Below are 22,484 nucleotides of genomic sequence, written 5' to 3'. Positions count from 1 at the left end.
TCAGAAACGCACTAGTTAAAAGGAGACTTTAATATGGACACAGCTGCAATTTATCACCGTGCCGAGAGCGAATACGCTTATCTTTATGAACGTGGGCATTATCACATCCGAATCCGGACAAAAGCGAAGGATGTGCAGTCCGTTGAACTGCTGAGCGGCGATCCCTATGCACTGGAACAGGAAAAGTGGTTCATGAACGGGAAGGAAATGAAGAAAGTTGCTTCAACGAACATGCATGACTACTGGATGATCGATACACACGAACCGACTAAACGAATGGCATACGGATTCAGAGTCATCGGTAAAGATGGGATCGAGATTTTCTATTCCGATCAGGGCGTCTATCCTTTCGAGGAGATTTTCCTGAGCCAGATGAACTTCTATTTCAGAGTACCTTATATCCATGAAATTGATGCGTTCCGCGCCCCTCAGTGGGCGAGCGAAACGGTCTGGTATCAGATTTTCCCGGAACGTTTTGCCAATGGGAATCAAGCCAATGATCCTGAAGGCGTGCTGCCATGGGGAAGCAAGGAGCACCCGTCACGAGACGACTTTTACGGGGGAGATCTGCAGGGCGTTCTCGATAATATGGATTATCTGGAAGACCTGGGCATCAACGGCATTTACTTCACACCGATTTTCAAAGCCCATTCGAATCACAAATACGACACAATCGACTACAAGGAAATTGATCCTGATTTTGGGGACAAAGCTTTATTTAAGAAAGTCGTGGAAGAAGCGCACAGCCGAGGCATTCGAATCATGATTGATGCGGTATTCAATCATGTGGGAATTCATTCTCCTCAGTGGCTGGATGTCCTTGAAAATCAGGATCAGTCCAGATACAAAGACTGGTTCTATATTCATTCTTTCCCAGTCGATGACGTCGCAGGCTTGAGCACCGAAGCGCTGGAAAATGTCGGCCGCGTCAATTACGATACCTTCGCATTTACTGGACATATGCCTAAATTGAATACGGCCAATCCTGATGTACAGGAGTATCTGCTGGATATTGCCACTTACTGGATCAAGGAATTTGATATCGATGCCTGGCGTCTGGATGTCGCTAACGAAGTCGATCACTTCTTCTGGAAACGATTCTTCAAAGAAACGACGGCAATCAAAGACGATCTGTATATTCTAGGAGAAATCTGGCACTCCTCTCAGAACTGGCTGAACGGTGATGAGTTTCATGCAGTAATGAACTACGCCTTTACCGATACGATCGAGAACTACTTCTTCAAGAAGTTTCTGTCACCGACTAGACTGGTATCCGGTCTGAACAGTCAGCTGATGCTTTACCGCCAGCAGACAACGGAAGTCATGTTCAACCTGCTGGATTCCCACGATACACCACGTGTCTTGACAAAAGCAGGCAATGACAAGAATCTGGTGAAATCAGCCATGGCTTTTCTTTATGCACAACCGGGAGCACCCTGCATGTATTATGGCACAGAAATCGGTATGGATGGGGGAATGGATCCGGACTGCCGCAAGTGCATGATCTGGGATGAGGACAAACAGGATCACGATATGCTGGCTTTCACTAAAGAACTGATTCATTTCCGTAAAACGTATTCGGATATTCTCATTTCCGGTGAAACAGAGTGGCATGATGTAAGAGATGATGAACAATTCCTCGGATTCAAGCGTAAACTGGGTAACAGAGAGCTGCTTTTCTTCTTCAATCAGGATGAAGAGGAAGCTTTCCTGCCGCTGATCCCTCGTGGTGCTAAGAAAGTTTTCCATCTGAATGATATTGCTGACGGGGATGAAACACTGCTCAGCCATAATGGCTTTTCAGTTTTTTATTATGAAGACAATGAAGAAGAGCGTAAGGAACGCATGATGAAAAAACGTGACCGTGCCAAAAAACGCAAGGTCCTGCTGGAAGCGATAAAAAAATAGACAAAATTATAAATGACTAGGATTGGACGTGTAATGTATGGAACGTATTGCAAAGGTGGACCCGTGGAAGGTCATTTCTACAGATGTGAGTGAAAAGAAGCGCGTACAGGAAAGCCTGACCTCGATTGGGAATGGCTACATGGGGCTTCGCGGAAACTTTGAAGAAGGCTACTCCGGAGATACTCATATTGGAACGTATTTAGCTGGAGTCTGGTATCCTGACAAGACCCGGGTCGGCTGGTGGAAAATCGGCTACCCGGAGTATTTCGGGAAAGTGATCAACGCGACTAATTTTATTCCAGTTACTGTGCTGATCGATGGACACAAAATGGACCTGGCTGTTGATGAAGTCAGGGACTATACGCTTGAACTGGATATGAAAGAAGGAATCTTGAACCGGTCCTTCGTATGGGAAAAGGACGGAAAGGCAATTGCCTTTACTTTCTCACGCTTTGTGAGTGCGTCTACTAAAGAGCTGGCCGTCATTCATGTAGAAGCGACCAGTCAAAAAGGCGAGGCATCAATTGAACTGATTCCTCATCTGGATGGTGATGTGGTGAATGAAGACAGTAACTATGACGAGGTATTCTGGCTGGAAAGAAATCGCGGACTTTCCCCGCATCCTTATCTGACTACAAAGACGATCGAAAACAATTTCGGAACGGACCGATTCACCGTGACCATGATGATGGCGAATCTGACGGAAGGCCTGACATCTGAATCAGCAGCGGACTCTGACATGAAGGTGGAAGAGCATGTAACCGGTCAGCTGGCTGAAGGCGAATCAGTGTCCTTGACTAAGCTGGTTTCTGTCATTACAAGTCGTGATGTGGAAGAATCTGATCAGGTCGATGCTGCTGAACGCATTGTTGCTGAAGCAATGGATAAAGGTTATGCGAGCTTGAAAGAGGCTCATGTAGAGGAATGGGCACAGCGCTGGAAAAATGCTGATGTCATGATCCAAGGGGACGAGGCCAGTCAGCAAGGGGTCCGTTTCAACATCTTCCAGCTGTTTTCGACTTACTACGGGGAAGACCCGCGTCTTAATGTCGGACCTAAGGGCTTTACTGGAGAGAAATACGGCGGGGCGACCTACTGGGATACTGAATCCTGTATCCTGCCGATGTACCTTTCGATCACGGATGAAGAAATTTCCAGACAGCTTCTCGTATATAGACACAATCAGCTCGAACAGGCCCACATCAATGCACAGAAACAGGGACTGAAAGGTGCCCTTTACCCGATGGTGACTTTTACAGGTATCGAATGTCACAATGAATGGGAAATCACGTTTGAAGAAATTCACCGGAACGGAGCGATTGCTCATGCGATCTATAATTACTCCACTTACTTCGGGGACGAGTCCTACCTGCTGGATAAGGGTCTGGATGTCCTTGTGGGCATTTCCCGATTCTGGGCTGACCGTGTCCACTATTCCGAGCGTAACAAGCAGTATATGATCCATGGCGTAACGGGACCTAACGAATATGAAAACAACGTCAACAACAACTGGTACACCAACACGATGGCAGCCTGGACACTTCGCTATACGATGCAGTCTCTGGAGAAAGCATCCAAAGACCGCTTAAGTGCTCTGGCTCTTGAACCTGGCGAGACCGACAAGTGGGCGGATATTGTCGAGCATATGTACTTTCCTGAGGATGAAGAGCTTGGAATTTTCGTTCAGCACGATACATTCCTAGACAAGGATCTGCGACCGGTAGATTCACTGAAACCGGAAGAACGTCCGATCAACCAGAACTGGTCATGGGACAAGATTCTGCGTTCGCCGTTCATCAAGCAGGCCGATGTGCTTCAAGGGATGTATTTCCTGAATCATGAGTTCACTCAGGAAGAGAAAGAAAAGAACTTTGATTTCTATGAGCCGATGACGGTCCATGAGTCTTCACTGTCTCCTCTTGTACACTCGATTCTGGCATCCGAGCTGGGCAAAAAGGAAAAAGCTTTCGAAATGTACGAGCGTACGGCCCGACTGGATCTGGACAACTACAACAATGATACGGAAGACGGTCTGCACATTACGTCAATGAGCGGCGGCTGGCTGTCGATCGTTCACGGCTTTGCAGGCATGCGTACCCTTGAGGGGCATCTGTCCTTCGAACCATATTGCCCGACGCAGTGGGATGGCTATCAGTTCAAGCTCAAGTACCGCGGACGTCTGATTGCTGTACACGTGACTGCTGACGAGGTCGAATTTTCTCTTCAAGAAGGGGAGGCGCTGACCTTCACACTTTACGGCAAAGAGGTCACGCTTGACGGAACGCTGTCGCATGCGATAGAAAAATAATTGCAGTAAAGTAAAGGGGGGAGGCTTCTCCCCCTTCTTTTTTAGTGAGGGGTGCCTGCAAGCACAGGTACTCGGACTGAGATTTAGTCTAAGTTTGCTACCAAACCTATTTTGGTAGGGAAGAGCTTATCCAAAATAGAAAAAGCCGCCTGGACGGCTTTTAAGCCCATTACAATCATTGGGTCGTCAGTTATCGCCGGGCGAAAACTAGTCCATTTATATAATAAACAGGAGGAATTGACATGATTAAAGGTTTGATTTTTGATTTAGACGGTGTCATTACAGATACAGCAGAATACCATTTTCTGGCGTGGAAAAGTCTGGCTGAAAAGATCGGCATAGAGATTGACAGAGAATTTAACGAACAACTGAAAGGCATCAGCCGCATGGAGTCATTGGAACTGATTCTCAAGCACGGAGGGAAAGAAGAGGCGTACACAGAAGCGGAAAAAGAGGAACTGGCTACGCAGAAGAATGAAGAATATAAGACTTACATCAAGGAAATCACACCAGATGACTTGCTTCCGGGTGTTGATACGCTATTGAAAGAAGCGAAAGAGAAAAATCTGGGTATGGTTCTGGCCTCAGCGAGTAAGAATGGGCCGGCTATTATGGAAAGCCTGGAAATTATGGATCTATTTGATGGAATCGTAGACCCTGCGTCACTTAAAGCGGGAAAACCCGATCCTGAGATTTTTGTCAAAGGAGCCGACATGCTGAACCTAAAACCTGAAGAATGTGTTGGTCTTGAGGATGCCGAAGCAGGGATAGAATCGATTAATGCAGCACATATGTTTTCTGTCGGAGTCGGATCCAGAGATGCGATGAAAGAAGCGGATTACGCAGTTGAAAGTACGGCCGACCTGGATCTGGACACGATCCTCGAAAAGGCCAATCAGGACTAAGGAGGACAAGAATGAAGTGGTGGCAGAATGCGGTAGTCTATCAGGTCTATCCGCGCAGTTTTCAGGACAGCAATGGAGATGGGATAGGAGATATTCCGGGCATTACCAGTCGGCTGGATTATTTAGAAGAGCTTGGGATCGATGCGATCTGGCTCAGTCCGGTCTACGCCTCTCCGAATGACGACAATGGGTATGACATCAGTGATTACCAGGCTATTCATCCCGAGTTCGGCACGATGGAAGATATGGATGAGCTGATTGCCGAAGGGGAGAAACGCGGCATCCGAATCGTGATGGATCTGGTCGTCAATCATACGAGTGACGAGCACAACTGGTTTGTCGAAGCCAGAAAGAGTAAGGATAATGCTTACAGAGATTACTATATCTGGCGCGATCCTGTAGATGGTCAGGCTCCTAACGATCTGACTTCTGCTTTCAACGGATCAGCCTGGACATTTGACGAAGACAGCGGACAGTATTACCTTCATCTATTCAGCAGGAAGCAGCCGGACCTGAACTGGGAAAATGAACGGATGCGTCAGGATGTCTATAAGATGATGAACTTCTGGCTGGACAAGGGTGTTGGCGGCTTCCGTCTGGATGTCATCGATCTGATCGGTAAACTGCCGGATGAAAAATTGACGGCTAATGGGCCGAAGCTGCATGATTACTTAAAAGAAATGCATGAGCACACGCTCAAGGGCCGTGATGTGATGACAGTCGGCGAGACATGGAGTGCGACTCCTGATTCGGCCAAGCTGTATTCAGACCCGGCCCGCAATGAGCTGTCCATGGTTTTTCAGTTTGAACACATGATGCTTGACGAACAGCCCGGCAAGACGAAATGGGATCTGAAAGAACTGGACCTGGTCGAATGGAAGCAGGCCTTGAGCAAGTGGCAGGTAGCCTTTAAGGAAGACGGCTGGAACAGCCTTTTCTGGAATAACCACGATACTCCGCGTGTCGTTTCAAGGTGGGGAAATGATGATACCTACCGTATCGAAAGTGCGAAATGCTTTGCGATTCTTCTTCACCTGATGAAAGGAACCCCTTATATTTATCAGGGAGAAGAAATCGGTATGACCAATCGTATTATTACATCGATCGATGAAGTGGACGACATTGAAAGCCGGAATATGTACCATGAACGCCTGGAGCAGGGCTATTCAAAAGAAGAGATCTTGCATGCCATTAACGTCAAAGGCCGTGACAATGCACGGACGCCTGTGCAATGGGACAGTTCAGAACATGCCGGATTTACGACAGGAAAACCATGGCTCGCTGTTCAGCCGAATTATACAAGCATCAATGTTGAACAGGCCCTATCAGACAAAGAATCAGTGTTCCATACATATAAGCAGCTGATTCAGTTGAGAAAAGATCATCCAGCAATCGTCTGGGGAGATTATATACTTCTATTACCTGATAACCCGAATGTCTTTGCCTACGAGCGTCAGTATCAAGGGGAAAAATGGGTTGTGCTGGCCAGTATCAGTGATGAAAAACAGAAGGTCAGTCTGGATGACATGCCGACTGAGTATGAGGTGATGGTAACCAATTACAACAGGTCAGCTGTTGATTGGAACTCAGTGGACCTGAACCCTTACGAAGCGTTTGCGGTGAGAGCAGGCGAAATAAACTAACCGATTAGTTTCATGCATACGTCTTTTAACCGGGATATAACCGGAAGAGACGTATGTATTTTTTTCTGCAGAAAAGTATCTTTATATAATTGGCTGGGCTGAAACTTTAACAGCCGGTCATTATGAGGGTGAGAAATTATTTAACCTCTTGATTAATGCAAGAAAAGGGAAGTATGACAACAAAATATAATTCCAGTCATATGACGTGATTCCTGATACCGGTAACATTGAAAAAACAATTGAAACAATTGTAAAAACCTTATATAGTTAGTTTGTAATCACTTACAAAAGCTTTTCAAGCGGTTTCCTGAGCGGGATGGTACCTCCTGTTCATAGACTAAACTGTGAGGAAAAGTGACACGTAATGTGTCTGATGATGACTGAATAAAAAATAGGAGGAACAAAAAAATGATCGATTCTAAATTGTTATACAAAGGAATGTTACTGCTTTCAACCGCTGGTCTATTAGCCGCATGTGGAAATGGTGATGGGGGAGATGCTGGAGATACCGGCGCTGATCCTGATACAACTGAAGAAACAACTGACGATACGAACGGCGAAACAGCTGAAGAAACAACAAATGAAGATGCACCTGAAAAACCTGAATCCCTGCACATGTGGGTCAACCAGGAAGAACAGCAGCTGGATGCTTATGAAGAAATTACAGCGCGCTTTACTGAAGAGTACGGCATCGATGTACAGATCACACCTTACGAAATGCTTGAGCAGCTTGACGGCATGAGCCTGGATGGACCTGCTGGACAAGGACCGGATCTTTTCTTCCAGCCGCATGACCGTATGGGAGATATTTACCTGCAGGGTGTGGCAGCTGAACTTGATCTGACAGATGATCAGCTTGAACGCCTTGGAGAGTATAACGAAGAAGCAGTTCAGTCATTCAGCTACGAAGGCATCCAGTTCGGAATTCCAGCAGTTGTTGAAACTTATGCTTTATTCATCAACAACGAGCTAGTACCTGAAGCACCTGAAACAATGGATGAACTGATGGACATTGCACGTGATCTGACTGGAGACGGCCAGTACGGCTTCATGATGAATGCAGGAGACTTGTACTTTACGTATCCGTTCATCACTGCAGACGGTGGATACATCTTTGGACAGGACGAAGACGGCGTATATGATCCAACCGATATCGGTCTAAACACACCTGAAGCTGTCTCCGCTGTAGAAATGATTCAGTCATGGTTCGATGAAGGACTTATGCCTCCAGGAACTGATCTTGAAGTAGCGAACAGCCTGTTCATTGATGGACAGCTTGGTATGGTCGTAAACGGCCCATGGGCAATTCCTGACTACCGCGATGCAATCGGTGAAAACCTGCAAGTAGTAGAACTGCCGACTCAAGACGGAGAGCCATTGAATTCCTTCTCAGGAAACAAAGGCTGGTTAGTCAACTACTACACAGATCATGAGTACTGGGCAACTGAATTGGCACTGTTCATCACTAACGAAGAAAGCTCAACCACTTACTTTGAAGTTGCCGGTGAACTGCCAGCTCACACAGCTGTAGAAATCGACGATGAGTTAATGGATCCGATCTTTGCACAGACTCAGAACGCTCATCCAATGCCAAACATTCCTGAAATGTCTCAGGTTTGGGAGCCTCTAGGAGACGCACTGCAGTTCGTACAGCAAGGGGACGATGTACAGGAAGTACTGGACGAAGCTGTTGCAAATATTGAAGCTAACATTTCAATGATGGGACAATAAGTCACCCAATATAGTGTAAAATCAAACTAATTTGAACAGGGGAGATTGAGCAGATATGATGACTCAATCTCCTTGTTCGTATTAGTTCTTTTGAAGTAATGAATGCATAGAGAGCGATGCTTTAAAGGCAGCAAAGTCTCTTGGAGATATTAGGCTGATAGAAGGAGAGAGATTATGCCTACTGACAAGAAAAATCAAAAAAACAAGCGTCCCGTAAATGCGGATCTGGACCATAGCCCTAAAAAAGCTATGCTGCTGTCCATTATTCCGGGAATGGGTCAAATTTATAATAAACGATGGTTAAAAGGTGCACTGATATTCATCTTGTTTGCAGCTTTTACTGTAATGATGTTTGAATTTATTGCTTCCGGATTACAGGGACTGATTACCCTGGGAACTGAACCACGAGTGGACGATTCACGTGTGTTCCTGATCGAAGGAATTTTAGCTATCATATTTACTGTGTTCTACGGTGTGTTTTATACGTTCAACCTTCAGGATGCAAAAAAAGAAGCGCAGAAAATCAGAGACGGATGGCGTCCAGGAGGCGTTATGGAGAACTTCAGGAATTCATGGGATACCGGTTTTCCTTATGCTCTGATCGGCCCAGGATTCATGCTGCTGATTTTCGTGGTCATCCTGCCGCTGCTCTTCATGGCTTTACTGGCTTTTACAAACTACAATTTGTATAATGCCCCGCCGAGAAATATTCTGCAGTGGGTCGGCTTCGAAAACTTTGTCAGACTGGTGACAATTGCGGAATGGCGCACCACTTTCTTCAGTGTTCTGTCATGGACATTGACTTGGACATTCGTAGCAACGACCTTGTCCATCGGCCTGGCTATGTTCCTGGCCATCCTGACAAATGACAAGAGATTGAAAGGGACACGTATCATCCGGACAATCCTCATTTTACCATGGGCTGTTCCGGGATTCGTGACGATCATTATTTTCTCAGCATTATTCAATGACAATTTTGGAGCAATAAACACAGATATCATTCAGCCACTGTTCAATACGTCGATCCCGTGGATGTCCAACGTTATGTGGAGCCGGATCGCAATCATCATGATCCAGGTATGGCTTGGCTTCCCCTATGTCTACGCTCTGTTTTCCGGTGTACTTAAAGGAATTTCTGACGACTGGTATGAAGCAGCGGATATGGACGGAGCAACACGCTGGCAGAAATTCAAGGAAATCACTTTCCCGCATCTGATGTTTGCCACAGGACCGATCCTTCTGACGCAGTACACATTCAATTTCAACAACTTCAACATTATCTACCTCTTCAATGAAGGGGGACCTGCTGTGCGCGGACAGAATGCCGGCGGTACCGATATCCTGATCTCGTGGGTTTACGGGCTGACATTCACCAACTCTCAGTACAGTATGGCTGCAGCAATTTCACTGATTCTCGGACTGATCGTGGCGACCTTCGCTTTCTTCCAGTTCCGTCGTTCACGATCATTTAAAGAGGAGGGGAACTATTAATGAGTAAAATCTTTGAACGCATGCAGAAGAGACAGTTCACGCGCAAGCAGAAAAGCAAGCTTGAAGTCGCGCTGATTTATCTGATTCTGGCCGTCATGTTCCTGATCATTTTCTACCCGCTGTTCTGGGCCTTTGCCATTTCAATGAACACGACATCTAACTTATATACAGCGTCCCTTTCTCCGGAAAACTGGTCGCTGGACAATTACGTCTGGCTTTTTACCAATCCAAGAAGTGACTACCTGCTGTGGTACCGGAACACCTTGTTCGTTTCCACAATCGTAACGGTAGTAACGACGCTGCTGGTCAGCTTTACAGCTTATGCATTTTCACGTTACCGTTTCAGAGGACGCACGTACGGATTATATGCCTTCCTTCTGCTTCAGATGTTTCCAGTTCTGATGGCAATGGTGGCTTTGTACATCCTGCTGAATACGATCGGCCTTCTGGACAACTTATGGGGACTGATCCTGATATATATCGGAGGAAACATTCCGATGAATGCCTTTTTAGTCAAAGGATACCTGGATACCCTGCCTAAATCGCTGGATGAATCCGCTAAAATGGATGGCGCCGGTCACTTCAGAATCTTTTTCCAGATTCTGCTGCCTCTGGCAAAACCTATTTTATCTGTGGTGGCCCTGTTCAACTTCATGGCCCCATTCATGGACTTTATCCTGCCTCGTATCGTGTTGAGAAGCCCTGAAAACTTCACATTGGCTCTGGGTCTGTACAACTTTGTCAATGCCCAGTTCTCCAATAACTTCAGCCGATTCGCTGCAGGAGCGGTACTGATCGCTATTCCGATCGCCACCGTTTACCTCCTGCTGCAGAAGTACCTTATTTCAGGTCTTGCCGCCGGTGCCACCAAAGGATAATACAACTAAAGCTCTCCTTACGCCTTCCGTAGGGGGAGTCCTTTTTGCCCAAAATTGAAAGCGTTAACTAAAAAGAAGAGGAGTCTGAGTAAATGAACAGAAAATCATCTGCATTATTTTCAGCTTTACTGGTCTTTTTACTACTATTTCAGTCGTTAGCCAATGTCTTTCCCGTTTTCACATCCGTGAGTGCCGAGACTGAGCGGATGCTTCGAATACATCTAGAAACGGATCAGATTGAGAATGATCTCTCGTTATGGATGTGGGGAGATGTGCTGACGGAATCGGGTGATGCGTCTTCCTGGCCGTCCGGTTCGCTTTTTTCAGAGTCTGATCAGACTGACTTTGGCTACTATCAGGACATTGCGATTCAGGCAGATGCCGAAGAAATCGGGCTGATTCCTGTGTTCGGGGATGAAACAAAATATATAGAGGAAGACATTATTATTGCATTGTTCCCGGAAGTCGAAGAAGTCTGGATCAGAGCTGATGGCACCGTCCATTATTATGCTCCAGTCGACTTTGAGACACCGGCTCTGCGAATTCACTACCTGAACGACACCGTGAACTATGAGGATTACGGGGTATGGTTCTGGGGAGATGCACCGGACCAGCCTGATAAGTGGCCATCTGAGGCCATCGCTTTCTCAAATGATCAGGTCGGCCCGCACGGAGCCTACATCGATCTTCCAGTCAATGAATCCGCGCAGTCAGTCGGCTTTCTAGTCGTTAATCTGTCAGATGGAGAAGACAAGCTGACAGATGACTTGAGGTTTTCCTCGTTTGATACGATGAATCAGGTCTTTATCACAGCCGATGACCCAGGTCAGGCCTTTACTGATCCTTTCTACAGATCAGATGAAGAGGACGGACCGGAAGAAACTGAGGGAGGCGAGGACATCAGCGTGTCTGCTTCAGTCAGCCGGGCATTCAGCTACAACGAACACGGACTCCTGGACGTTACTATCGATAACCAGTCTGACCTTGAAGTTTCACGCATATCAGCGGATGTCTCATCGATCGGGGGACCGTCTGATCTGAGTATTTCTCCTGAACTGAACCGGGTGACCCTTTCAGCTGATCACACGATCCAGCCGGGTACATACCCAATAACCGTCAGTGTCTGGGACGAAAATAACGGACGCTATGCTGCGCAGACTGACGTGACGATCAGTGAGCGGAACAAGGCAGAAGGTGAGCGGGACTGGGATGAGGAAATCATCTACTTCATGCTTACCGACCGCTTTGCTGACGGGGATCCGACTAATAATGACCCGTACGGCATTGATTACAGTCAGGCAGACAATCCTCGAGGCACTTATCAGGGAGGGGATTTCAAAGGGGTAACGGAGAACCTTGATTACCTGGAAAACTTGGGTGTGTCGACCATCTGGATCACACCGATCGTTGAAAATGTGGGCCATGATGTCGAATACAGCAGTGATGACGGCAGCTACTATGGCTACCATGGCTACTGGGCAAAGGATTTCGAAGAATTGAATCCGCACCTTGGAACGCTTGAAGCTTTTCATGACCTGATCGATCAGGCAGCGGATAAAGGGATCGCTATTATGGTCGATGTGGTACTGAACCATGCCGGCTATGGTCTGCATCCTGACAACGGGGTGGACGATCCACCGGCAGGCTATCCGACGGACGAAGACCGGGCACGCTTTGACGGGATGATCAGAGAACAAGGCGGCAGCACGGATCTGAATATGGAACTGGCGGGTCTGCCGGATTTTCTAACAGAAGAAGCGGCCGTCAGAGAGCAGCTGGTAGCCTGGCAGGCAGACTGGATCGACCGCTCCACAACAGCGGCGGGCAATGCGATCGCGAGTTTCCGGGTCGACACAGTTAAACACGTCGACGATACGACCTGGCAGCACTTTAAAAATGAACTCATTGAAAGAGATCCGGCGTTCAAGCTGATCGGAGAATCCTGGGGAGCAAATTACCAGAACGATCAGGGTTACCTGAATGCAGGGATGATGGACAGTCTGCTGGATTTCAATTTCAAAAGCTATGCGGCGGACTTCGTCAACGGACGCATAGAGCGGGCGAGTACTCATTTAGTCAATCGAAATAATGTTTTAGCCAGTGATGCGACTCTTGGACAGTTTTTAGGCAGTCATGATGAACAGGGCTTCCTGTATTCTCTTGGAGGAGATGAAGGGAAACTCAAGCTGGCCGCCTCACTTCAGATGACCTCGAAAGGGCAGCCGGTCATTTACTACGGGGAAGAGCTTGGCCAGACAGGAGACGAAAACTGGCCACAGTATGATAACCGCTATGACTTCGGCTGGGATTTGATTGATGATAATGATATCCTGTACCATTATCAGAAAGTCATCGGATTTAGAAATGACTTCAGCGAACTGCTTTCCAGAGGAACGAGGGAAACTTTCCTGACTTCAGAAGACGAGGACTGGATGATTGTCGAACGGGCCCTGGAAGATGAATCAGTCTTTCTGGCCTTCAATACGTCAGAAGAGGAGCAGCTGATTTCTGTGGAAGTAGACAGCAGCGATGTCATCGTGATGGATCATTATTCAGACAGCCAGTACTCTGCTGAAGAGACGGGTGACAGCCAGATCATCACATTTACATTGCCAGCCATGGCAGACGGCGGAACAGCACTTCTTACAGTGGACAACGGGTCACTGATTGCTGAAGAAATCGAAACACCGGATGATTCAGATGAACCGGTAGAAGAAACCGAGGTGGAAGAAGGATTTTTTCGCATCCATTTTGCGTCGCTTCCGTCAGATGATCTCGAGACTCTTGGGCTCTGGATATGGAACGATGTAAAAGAGCCTTCGGAAAACAGAGGGGCATGGCCGAATGGGGCAACCTCATTTACAGAGGCTGTTCAGACCGACTACGGCTGGTATATGGATATTGAGCTGGCAGAGAATCCACAGTCGATCGGCTTCCTTATCAATTCCGTCTCTGGGAACAACCTGTCAGGAGATATCGCTCTGCGGCTTCTGACTTCTGAGATGAATCAGGTATGGCTTGATCATGAATATGCCATGACACCTTATGAGCCTTTACTTGAAAAGGATATGATCCGGATCAACTACAAACGAGACAACAATGACTACGATGACTGGGGAATCTGGACCTGGGACGATGTGGCAGACCCGACAGATAACTGGCCTCAAGGCGCTCAGGACAGCGACGGCGTCGGTCCTGACGGAACTTATTTTAATCTTGCGCTGGCAGAAGAGGCTGGTCAGATCGGTTTTCTGTTCCTGAATAAAGCGGATGGATCTCAGACCAGGGACTACACGTTCTCAAACTTGTCCGCTCACAGCCAGCTATTTATGCGTGAAGGAGATGAAACTATTTATACCAATCCGTACTATGTCAGTGAAGCCGGCATGATCCGAGCCGAACTGATATCTGAAACAGAAATCGAGGTGTTCTTCCATTCGACAGAAGGGCTGGAGGAGGCTAATCTGCTTGAAGCGATTCAGCTGACCGATGCAGAAGGACGAGGGGTTAAATTTGATGCAGCTATCAATCATGAGAGACGAGTCGTTAGTCTGACCGGTGACTTCTCAGTGGAGCGTGCTCCTTATACTGTGACATTTGATGAAACAGAAGCAGAAGCGCGAATGGGATGGCGCCTGAAAGATGCGCTCTATGCCTATGATGGAGAACTTGGTCTGACTTTCAACGAATTCGGGACCGCTGATTTGAAAGTCTGGTCGCCGAGTGCCGACGCAGTGACGGTCGTTTTATATGATAAAGATGATCAGACTGTCGTTGTAAGAGATGATATCGAAATGACTGCCGAGGAGTCAGGCGTGTGGCGTGTCGTTCTTGATGAAGCCACCACGGGACTGGCCGATGTGACCGGCTACTTCTACCATTTTGCAATCGAAAGAAATGGCGAAACAGTCCTGGCACTGGATCCCTATGCCCGCTCAATGGCCGCATGGAACAGCGGTGATCCGGATAATTACGTCGGCAAGGCTGCCATCGTGAATCCGGGTGATATCGGCCCGGAACTGGATTATGCTCAGATCGACGGCTATGACAAGCGGGAAGATGCAATCATTTACGAAATCCATGTCAGAGACTTCACATCCGACCCGTCTATTGAAGATGAACTGACCAGTCAATTCGGGACATTCAGTGCCTTCATAGAAAAACTCGATTACATCGAAAGTCTGGGTGTGACCCACGTTCAGCTGCTACCGGTCATGAGCTATTTCTTTGCAAATGAATTCGAGAACGGCGAACGGATGATGGAGTACGGATCGACTCAGACCAACTATAACTGGGGTTACGATCCGCAGAGTTACTTCTCCTTGACAGGGATGTATTCAGAAAATCCAGAAGACCCGGCCAGACGTATTGAAGAATTCAAAAATCTGATCGATGCGATCCATTCCCGCGGCATGGGTGTCATTCTCGATGTCGTCTACAATCATACCGCACGGGAGCACATTTTTGAGGATCTGGAACCGAACTATTACCACTTCATGGATGCGGACGGCACATCACGAACGAGTTTTGGAGGCGGCAGACTGGGCACCACTCATGAGATGGCCCGCCGTATTCTGGTCGATTCGATCACATACTGGGTGGAAGAGTATAAAGTCGACGGCTTCCGCTTTGATATGATGGGCGATCACGATGCCGAAAGCATTCAGATGGCATTTGACGAAGCACAGAAACTGAACCCGAATATCCTGATGATCGGTGAAGGCTGGCGGACCTTTGTCGGTGACGAAGGTTATGAAGACGTCATGCCGGCTGATCAGGACTGGATGCAGCACACACAAGCCGTCGGATCATTCTCGGATGACTTCAGAAATGAACTGAAATCCGGATTCGGCAGTGAGGGGGAACCGCGCTTCATTACCGGGGGCGCTCGGTCCATCCAGCGGATTTTTGACAATCTGACAGCCAATCCGCACAACTTTACGGCGACGGATCCGGGCGATGTGGTCCCTTATATCGCGGCGCACGACAATCTGACGCTTCATGATGTCATCGCTCAAAGCATTCAGAAAGATCCGGAATACCACCAGGAAGAAATCCATCAGCGTATCCGTCTGGGAAATCTGATGGTACTGACTTCTCAGGGCACGCCATTCGTCCATGCCGGTCAGGAATATGGACGGACCAAGCAGTACCGTGATCCTGACTTTATCGAACCTGTAGCAAACGATCAGGTTCCTTACAAGTCGACATTTATGACAGATGAAGACGGGAATCCCTTCCTTTACCCGTATTTCATTCATGATTCCTATGATTCAACGGATGCGGTCAACCGCTTTGAATGGGATAAAGTGACGGATACTGACGCTTATCCGATTAATACGCAGACCCAGGCTTACACGTCTGGACTGATTGCATTGCGACGTAGTACGGATGCCTTCAGTAAAGGAACGATGGAAGACATCGCGGACATGGTGTCACTAGTGGACGCACCGGAAATCGAGGACGAAGACTTGGTTATCGCTTATCGTGCAGAAGATTCCAATGGCGATCGCTACTACATCTTTGTGAATGCTGATGATTCCGTACGGACTCTGACACTTGATTCTGATTTGACTGAAGGACATGTCCTGGTCGACAGTCAGCAGGCCGGCACGCGAGCGATTACCAGACCAGAAGGCATTACAGTCGAACAGTTTGGTGTGACGCTGGCGCCTCTGACAGCATCCGTGGTTTTACTGACGGATAGAGAAATTGAACCGGTTGAAGAGAATGACGAAGATGGCGATGAAGGAACTGACTCAGGTAGCGGAGAACAGCCTGATGGAGAAACAGAACCAGGAACAGATCAGGGATCCGATGGCGATGATCCTGTCGAAGGTGGCGAAGAATCGGCTGATTTGGAAAGAGATGATGAGGGTGATGGTCAATCGGCAGACGGTACTGATCCGTCTGAGGATACTGGTGGTGGTCAGGATAGTGGAGAATCCCTAGTTGATGGCGATCAAGAAAATTCAGATGGTCCATTAGATGGCCCGGATGGTGAGGAGACTACCGAAGCGGAAGGCGATTCTTCTAAATCCCAAACTGGTAATCAGAATGGAGAAAGACTTCCTTCTACGGCAACCATGCTCTGGACAGTCGGAGCAGTCGGACTAGTGAGCCTTTTGACAGGGGTCGCGGTCAGACAAGTCAAAAAGAAAAAATAAGACATAAAAAGGAAGCTGGGGTACGCCCCAGCTCTAAAAACATTGAATGAAAAGCAGTGAGCAGCCTTGGATTTGAGAAGGTGCTCACTGCTTTTTCTTATGTCTGCTGCTTGGGGAATTCTGTCGAGCTCAGCGGGACCAACTCAAGCAGGAAAGAGGCATCGAGTGGGTTCCAAGATGCGTCTTACGACCAACTCAAGCAGGAAGGAACCACCGAGCTGGTTCCAAGGCGCATCTTACGACCAACCCAAGAAGAAAGGACCACCGAGCTGGTTCTACTACACCGCCAGCAACCGGCTCACAACTGAAAGACTCTTGAGTTGGCCCCAATACATGTTCATGCATCGATTCCACCCCTCCCTTAAGCGACTTCCCCTCATCCATTTTTCATATATCCATTCTGATACCGTTAACAGACAGAAAAGTATTGAAAGCCGTTTACTCAGAAGATAATATTAGTTCTGTTGTCATAAATGACAGGGCTATAGAGTATCTCAGGAATATGGAGTGACGAATATAAATGAAGAAGCAATGGTGGAAGAAAGCGGTAGCGTATCAGATCTATCCGCGCAGTTTTTATGATTCAAATGGAGACGGTATTGGAGATTTAAGAGGCATTATTGAAAAGCTTGATTACATCAAGGATCTGGGAATCGATGTGATCTGGGTCAGCCCGGTTTACGAGTCGCCTAATGATGATAACGGATACGACATCAGTGATTATCACGGGATCATGCAGGAATTTGGAACGATGGCTGATTTTGACGAACTGCTTGAAGAAGTACATAAGCGTGGCATGAAAATCATTATGGATCTGGTCATCAACCATACCTCTGATGAGCACGAGTGGTTTATCGAATCCCGATCATCTAAAGATAACCCGTACCGTGATTTTTACATCTGGCATCCGGCAAAACCGGATGGCTCCGAAATTAATAACTGGGAGTCTATCTTCGGTGGATCGGTTTGGGAATACGACGAAAAAACAGGCGAGTACTATATGCACGTCTTTTCAAAAAAGCAGCCTGACTTGAACTGGGAAAATCCAAAAGTCAGAGAACACTTATACGAAATGGTGAACTGGTGGCTGGACAAGGGAATCGACGGGTTCAGAGTCGATGCCATTTCACATATCAAGAAAAAAAACGGCTATCCGAATATGCCGAACCCCCTGAACAAGGATTACGTGCCTTCCTTTGACGGACACATGAATCAGCCTGGGATCGACCTGTTTCTTTCGGAGTTTGCCGAACGGACGATCAGCAACTATGATGTCATGACTGTCGGAGAAGCAAATGGGGTAAGGATTCAGGATGCAGACCGCTGGGTAGGCGAAGAGAATGGCTACTTTAACATGATTTTCCAGTTCGAGCACCTCGGCTTATGGGGAGCGAATGGCGACGGACTTGACTTGAAGGAACTGAAAGAGGTCATGACCCGCTGGCAGAAAGGCCTGGACGGTCGAGGATGGAATGCATTATTTATTGAAAACCATGACCTGGCGAGAAGCGTATCGACTTGGGGAAATGATGGGGATCTGAGAAAAACCTCGGCGAAAGCTCTGGCTACATTCTATTTCTTCATGCAAGGCACGCCGTTCATCTACCAGGGTCAGGAAATCGGTATGACAAATGTGCAGTTCGACTCGATCGAGGACTATGATGATGTCGGTATGATCAACATGTATAACATTGAAACGAAAAATGGTTCGACGCACGAAGAAATCATGGCATACATCTGGAAGAACGGACGGGACAATTCACGCACACCGATGCAGTGGTCAAATGCGCCTCAAGCCGGGTTCACAACAGGACAACCGTGGTTCGGCGTCAACCCGAACTACCCGGATATCAACGTGGAACAGGCATTGAACGATCCGGATTCAATCTATCATTTCTACAAGAAAATGATTCAGATGAGACAGACCACGCCCGCTCTTATCTACGGGCATTATGAGCTGATTGCAGAGGAACATGACAAGGTCTACGCCTACCTTCGCGCATACGAAGGGGTGGAGTATGTCGTGATCGTCAATCTCTTTAATGAGACCACAGACTTGGACCTGAGTAAGGAACTTGAACTTGGAGACTTGAAATTAAGCAACTATACTGTAACGGATGCTCAGAATACAGTTATGACGCTGCGTCCATACGAATCACGTGTGTATAAAGTAGCCAAGCAGAAAATCTGGCACGATCCGAACTATTACGTTCTTTAATCAAAGGAGAAGCAGATGGAGAAAATAGCGATTGGCATCGACTTAGGTGGAACGACGATTAAATTTGCCTTTTTGACACGGAAAGGGGAAACGGTCACTCAGTGGGCCGTTCCCACTCCTGTCCATAACAAGGGGCGCAGTATCGTTCCTACAATCATTCAGTCGATTCAGGAAAAAATGAGCGAACAGTCACTTTCAGCTGAAGATATTGCAGCAATCGGAATGGGGTCACCTGGATCTGTGAACAGGTCTGAAGGGACAGTAACCGGAGCCTATAATTTGAACTGGACTGAAACGGTCCATGTCCGGGAAGAAATCGAACGTGCATTTGGGATTCCATTTGAGCTGGACAATGATGCAAACGTTGCCGCTCTGGGAGAACAGTGGCTGGGAGCAGGACAGAATGAGCCCCACGTGGTCTTTCTGACTTTAGGAACTGGTGTCGGGGGCGGAGTGATCGTCAACGGGGAGCTGGTTCATGGGGCACATGGTACTGCTGGAGAAATTGGTCATGTCAAAGTCGAGGCAGACGGTTTTCACTGTACGTGCGGTCAGGTAGGCTGTCTGGAAACAGTAGCCAGTGCGACCGGGATCGTCAATGTCGCCAGAAAAGAGGCTGAGCAGTTTATCGGGGAGTCACAGCTGGCTCAGAAAATAAGGAACAGTCAGCCGGTCACAGCAAAAAGTATTTTCGACCAGGCTAGATTTAATGATCCATTAGCAGATAATGTTTTAAAAAAGGTAGGCAGTTATCTGGGCAAGACCTGTGCCAATATTGCCAATATCCTGAACCCGTCAACGATTGTTCTTGGTGGCGGGGTGTCCAGAGCCGGCCAGCTGCTTCTTGATTACGTGACGCCGCACTTTGAACGGCATGCGTTTCCAACAATCGCCACACGCACGGCGATCAGAACAGCATCACTTGAAAACGAAGCGGGCGTACTTGGTGCCGCATCTCTAGCGTTTGCTCTGGAAGACAGAGTGGAAACCGTTACACAAAATGAAAACGTCAACTTGTAGAATAGGAGAATAAAAGATGAAAAAGATAATGAACTTTGAGTTCTGGCAGAAATTCGGAAAAGCACTGATGGGTGTGATTGCCGTTATGCCGGCAGCCGGTCTGATGATCAGTATCGGTGGATCGATTCCGCTGATCAATCCTGATCTGACAGCCCTGGTTGCTTTTGGAAGCGTGATCGAGAATATTGGGTGGGCGATTATTGGAAATCTGCATATCCTCTTCGCTCTGGCTATCGGTGGAAGCTGGGCCAAAGATAAAGCTGGCGGAGCCTTCGCTGCCGGAATCAGTTTTATTCTGATTAACCGGATCACCGGAGCAATTTTCGGCGTCACTGGAGACATGCTTGCAGATGAATCAGCAATCACTCAGACACTATTCGGGACAGACATTCCGGTCGATGGTTACTTTACATCAGTTCTGGAAGCACCGGCTTTGAATATGGGTGTGTTCGTCGGAATCATTGCCGGATTCATGGGTGCGATGGCATTCAATAAATACTACAACTTCAGAAAATTACCGGATGCTTTGTCATTCTTCAATGGTAAGCGTTTCGTTCCTTTCGTCGTTATTTTATGGTCACTGATTGCGGCCGTTGTGCTATCAATTGTCTGGCCGGTCATCCAAGGCGGAATCAACAGTTTCGGCGTATGGATCGCAGAATCACAGGATACAGCCCCAATATTGGCTCCCTTCCTGTTCGGGACCCTGGAACGACTGCTGCTGCCGTTCGGTCTGCATCACATGCTGACCATTCCAATCAACTATACGCCACTTGGAGGAACCTATGAGGTGCTGAGTGGAGCGCAGGAAGGTGCACTGGTATTTGGACAGGATCCGCTATGGCTGGCATGGGCACGTGACCTGGTCAACCTTGACGCGGCTGGAGATACCAGCACATATCAGTATGCCATGGAAACTTTCGTACCGGCTCGTTTTAAAGTAGGACAGATGATTGGATCGTCAGGTATTTTAATGGGACTGGCGTATGCGATGTATAAAAATGTCGACAAAGATAAGCGCAAGCAGTATAAATCGATGTACTTGTCTGCCGGACTGGCAGTTTTCCTTACTGGTGTTACTGAGCCGCTTGAGTTCATGTTCATGTTTGCAGCAATGCCGCTCTACGGCATCTATGCACTGATTCAGGGGGCAGCTTTTGCCATGGCGGATATTGTTAATCTAAGAATCCACGCCTTCGGAAATATCGAGCTTCTGACTCGTACACCACTTGCATTGAGAGCGGGTCTTGGCCTCGACTTGATCAACTTCCTGTGGGTCACTGTTCTGTTTGCTGTCGGAACTTACTTCCTGGCAGATTTCCTCATTCGTAAGTTCCAGTATGCCACACCTGGGCGTAAAGGAAACTATGAAGGAGAAGCAAACGGATCGGACGCAGCTCAGGCAGTTGATGCTTCTCAGCAGGTGTACAATATCATTCATCTATTAGGTGGAAAAGACAATATTTCTGATGTGGATGCCTGCATGACAAGACTGCGTATAACAGTTAAGGATACAAATAAAGTAGGCAGCGAAGCGAACTGGAAAAAAGCTGGAGCGATGGGACTTGTTCATAAAGATACGGGGGTTCAGGCGATATACGGACCGAAAGCGGATGTACTGAAATCTGATATTCTGGATGTGCTTGAATCGAATGCAGACATTCCTGCCTCAACGATCGATGAGAATAAGGCATTAGCAGAAGACACAGCTCATAATCAGACGAGGGAATCTTCAACAAATCAATCAGAAAAAACAGCTGTCTACAGTGTTGCAGACGGATACGTTCAGCCGATCACTGAGGCACCGGACGACGTCTTCTCTCAGAAAATGATGGGCGACGGCTATGTCATCACACCTTTATCGGATAGAATCGTTTCACCTGTATCAGGATCAATCACCAGCATCTTCCCGACGAAACATGCGATCGGAATCCAGACAGAAGACGGGATCGATGTGCTTGTACACATGGGAATTGATACGGTAGAATTAAACGGTCAGGGATTCGAGCTTTTTGTTGAAGAAGGACAGACACTGAAAGCGGGTGATGAGCTGGCTCAAATGGACCGCGAAGCAATTAGTAAAGAAGGTAAGGAGACTGCGGTACTAGTGGTCTTCACGAACTTGACTGATGGACAGACAATTAAACTTAAGGCAACTGAAGAAAGTAAAGCAGCGGACCTTATTGGGTCAGTGATGGAATAAAGAAGGAGTGTA

10 protein-coding genes and 1 pseudogene are annotated in these 22,484 nt (G+C 47.5%); all 11 read left to right on the top strand.

Annotated features, from left to right (window positions below):
• Positions 1 to 33: 33 nt before the first annotated feature.
• A pseudogene (locus BMX79_RS05695) lies at positions 34 to 1,701 on the top strand (glycoside hydrolase family 13 protein); the annotation flags it as partial.
• A gap of 244 nt (positions 1,702 to 1,945) precedes the next feature.
• On the top strand, positions 1,946 to 4,216 hold the full coding sequence (mdxK, locus tag BMX79_RS05690) for a maltose phosphorylase MdxK (protein ID WP_091480171.1): 2,271 nt from the start codon (positions 1,946 to 1,948) through the stop codon (positions 4,214 to 4,216).
• A gap of 242 nt (positions 4,217 to 4,458) precedes the next feature.
• Positions 4,459 to 5,121 carry a beta-phosphoglucomutase gene (gene pgmB / locus BMX79_RS05685; protein ID WP_091480168.1) on the top strand — a complete coding sequence of 221 codons (663 nt, stop codon included), beginning with the start codon at positions 4,459 to 4,461 and terminating at the stop codon, positions 5,119 to 5,121.
• Positions 5,122 to 5,132: 11 nt separating this feature from the next.
• Positions 5,133 to 6,764 (top strand): glycoside hydrolase family 13 protein, encoded by a 1,632-nt coding sequence (locus BMX79_RS05680; RefSeq protein ID WP_091480166.1) that lies wholly within the window; start codon positions 5,133 to 5,135, stop codon positions 6,762 to 6,764.
• Between the two features lie 408 nt (positions 6,765 to 7,172).
• A complete protein-coding gene (locus tag BMX79_RS05675) occupies positions 7,173 to 8,495 on the top strand; it encodes a sugar ABC transporter substrate-binding protein (protein WP_091480163.1) in 1,323 nt (440 codons plus the stop codon).
• A gap of 174 nt (positions 8,496 to 8,669) precedes the next feature.
• A complete protein-coding gene (locus tag BMX79_RS05670) occupies positions 8,670 to 9,986 on the top strand; it encodes a sugar ABC transporter permease (protein WP_091480161.1) in 1,317 nt (438 codons plus the stop codon).
• On the top strand, positions 9,986 to 10,864 hold the full coding sequence (locus tag BMX79_RS05665) for a sugar ABC transporter permease (RefSeq protein ID WP_246117637.1): 879 nt from the start codon (positions 9,986 to 9,988) through the stop codon (positions 10,862 to 10,864). Before BMX79_RS05670 ends, BMX79_RS05665 begins: the two co-directional genes overlap by 1 nt.
• Before the next feature lie 92 nt (positions 10,865 to 10,956).
• On the top strand, positions 10,957 to 17,031 hold the full coding sequence (locus BMX79_RS05660) for a pullulanase (RefSeq protein ID WP_091480158.1): 6,075 nt from the start codon (positions 10,957 to 10,959) through the stop codon (positions 17,029 to 17,031).
• A gap of 520 nt (positions 17,032 to 17,551) precedes the next feature.
• Positions 17,552 to 19,249, top strand: a complete 1,698-nt coding sequence (locus BMX79_RS05650) for a glycoside hydrolase family 13 protein (RefSeq protein ID WP_091480154.1) — start codon at positions 17,552 to 17,554, stop codon at positions 19,247 to 19,249.
• A gap of 15 nt (positions 19,250 to 19,264) precedes the next feature.
• Complete coding sequence (locus BMX79_RS05645) at positions 19,265 to 20,269, top strand: ROK family glucokinase (protein WP_091480151.1); 1,005 nt, start codon at positions 19,265 to 19,267, stop codon at positions 20,267 to 20,269.
• A gap of 16 nt (positions 20,270 to 20,285) precedes the next feature.
• A complete protein-coding gene (locus BMX79_RS05640) occupies positions 20,286 to 22,472 on the top strand; it encodes a PTS transporter subunit IIBC (protein ID WP_091480149.1) in 2,187 nt (728 codons plus the stop codon).
• Positions 22,473 to 22,484: the final 12 nt, after the last annotated feature.

The organism is Alkalibacterium pelagium (assembly GCF_900109325.1).
GTDB classification, from domain to species: domain Bacteria; phylum Bacillota; class Bacilli; order Lactobacillales; family Carnobacteriaceae_A; genus Alkalibacterium; species Alkalibacterium pelagium.
Note: the sequence above shows the minus strand (reverse complement) of the source record. Positions and strands in the feature narration are given on the sequence as shown.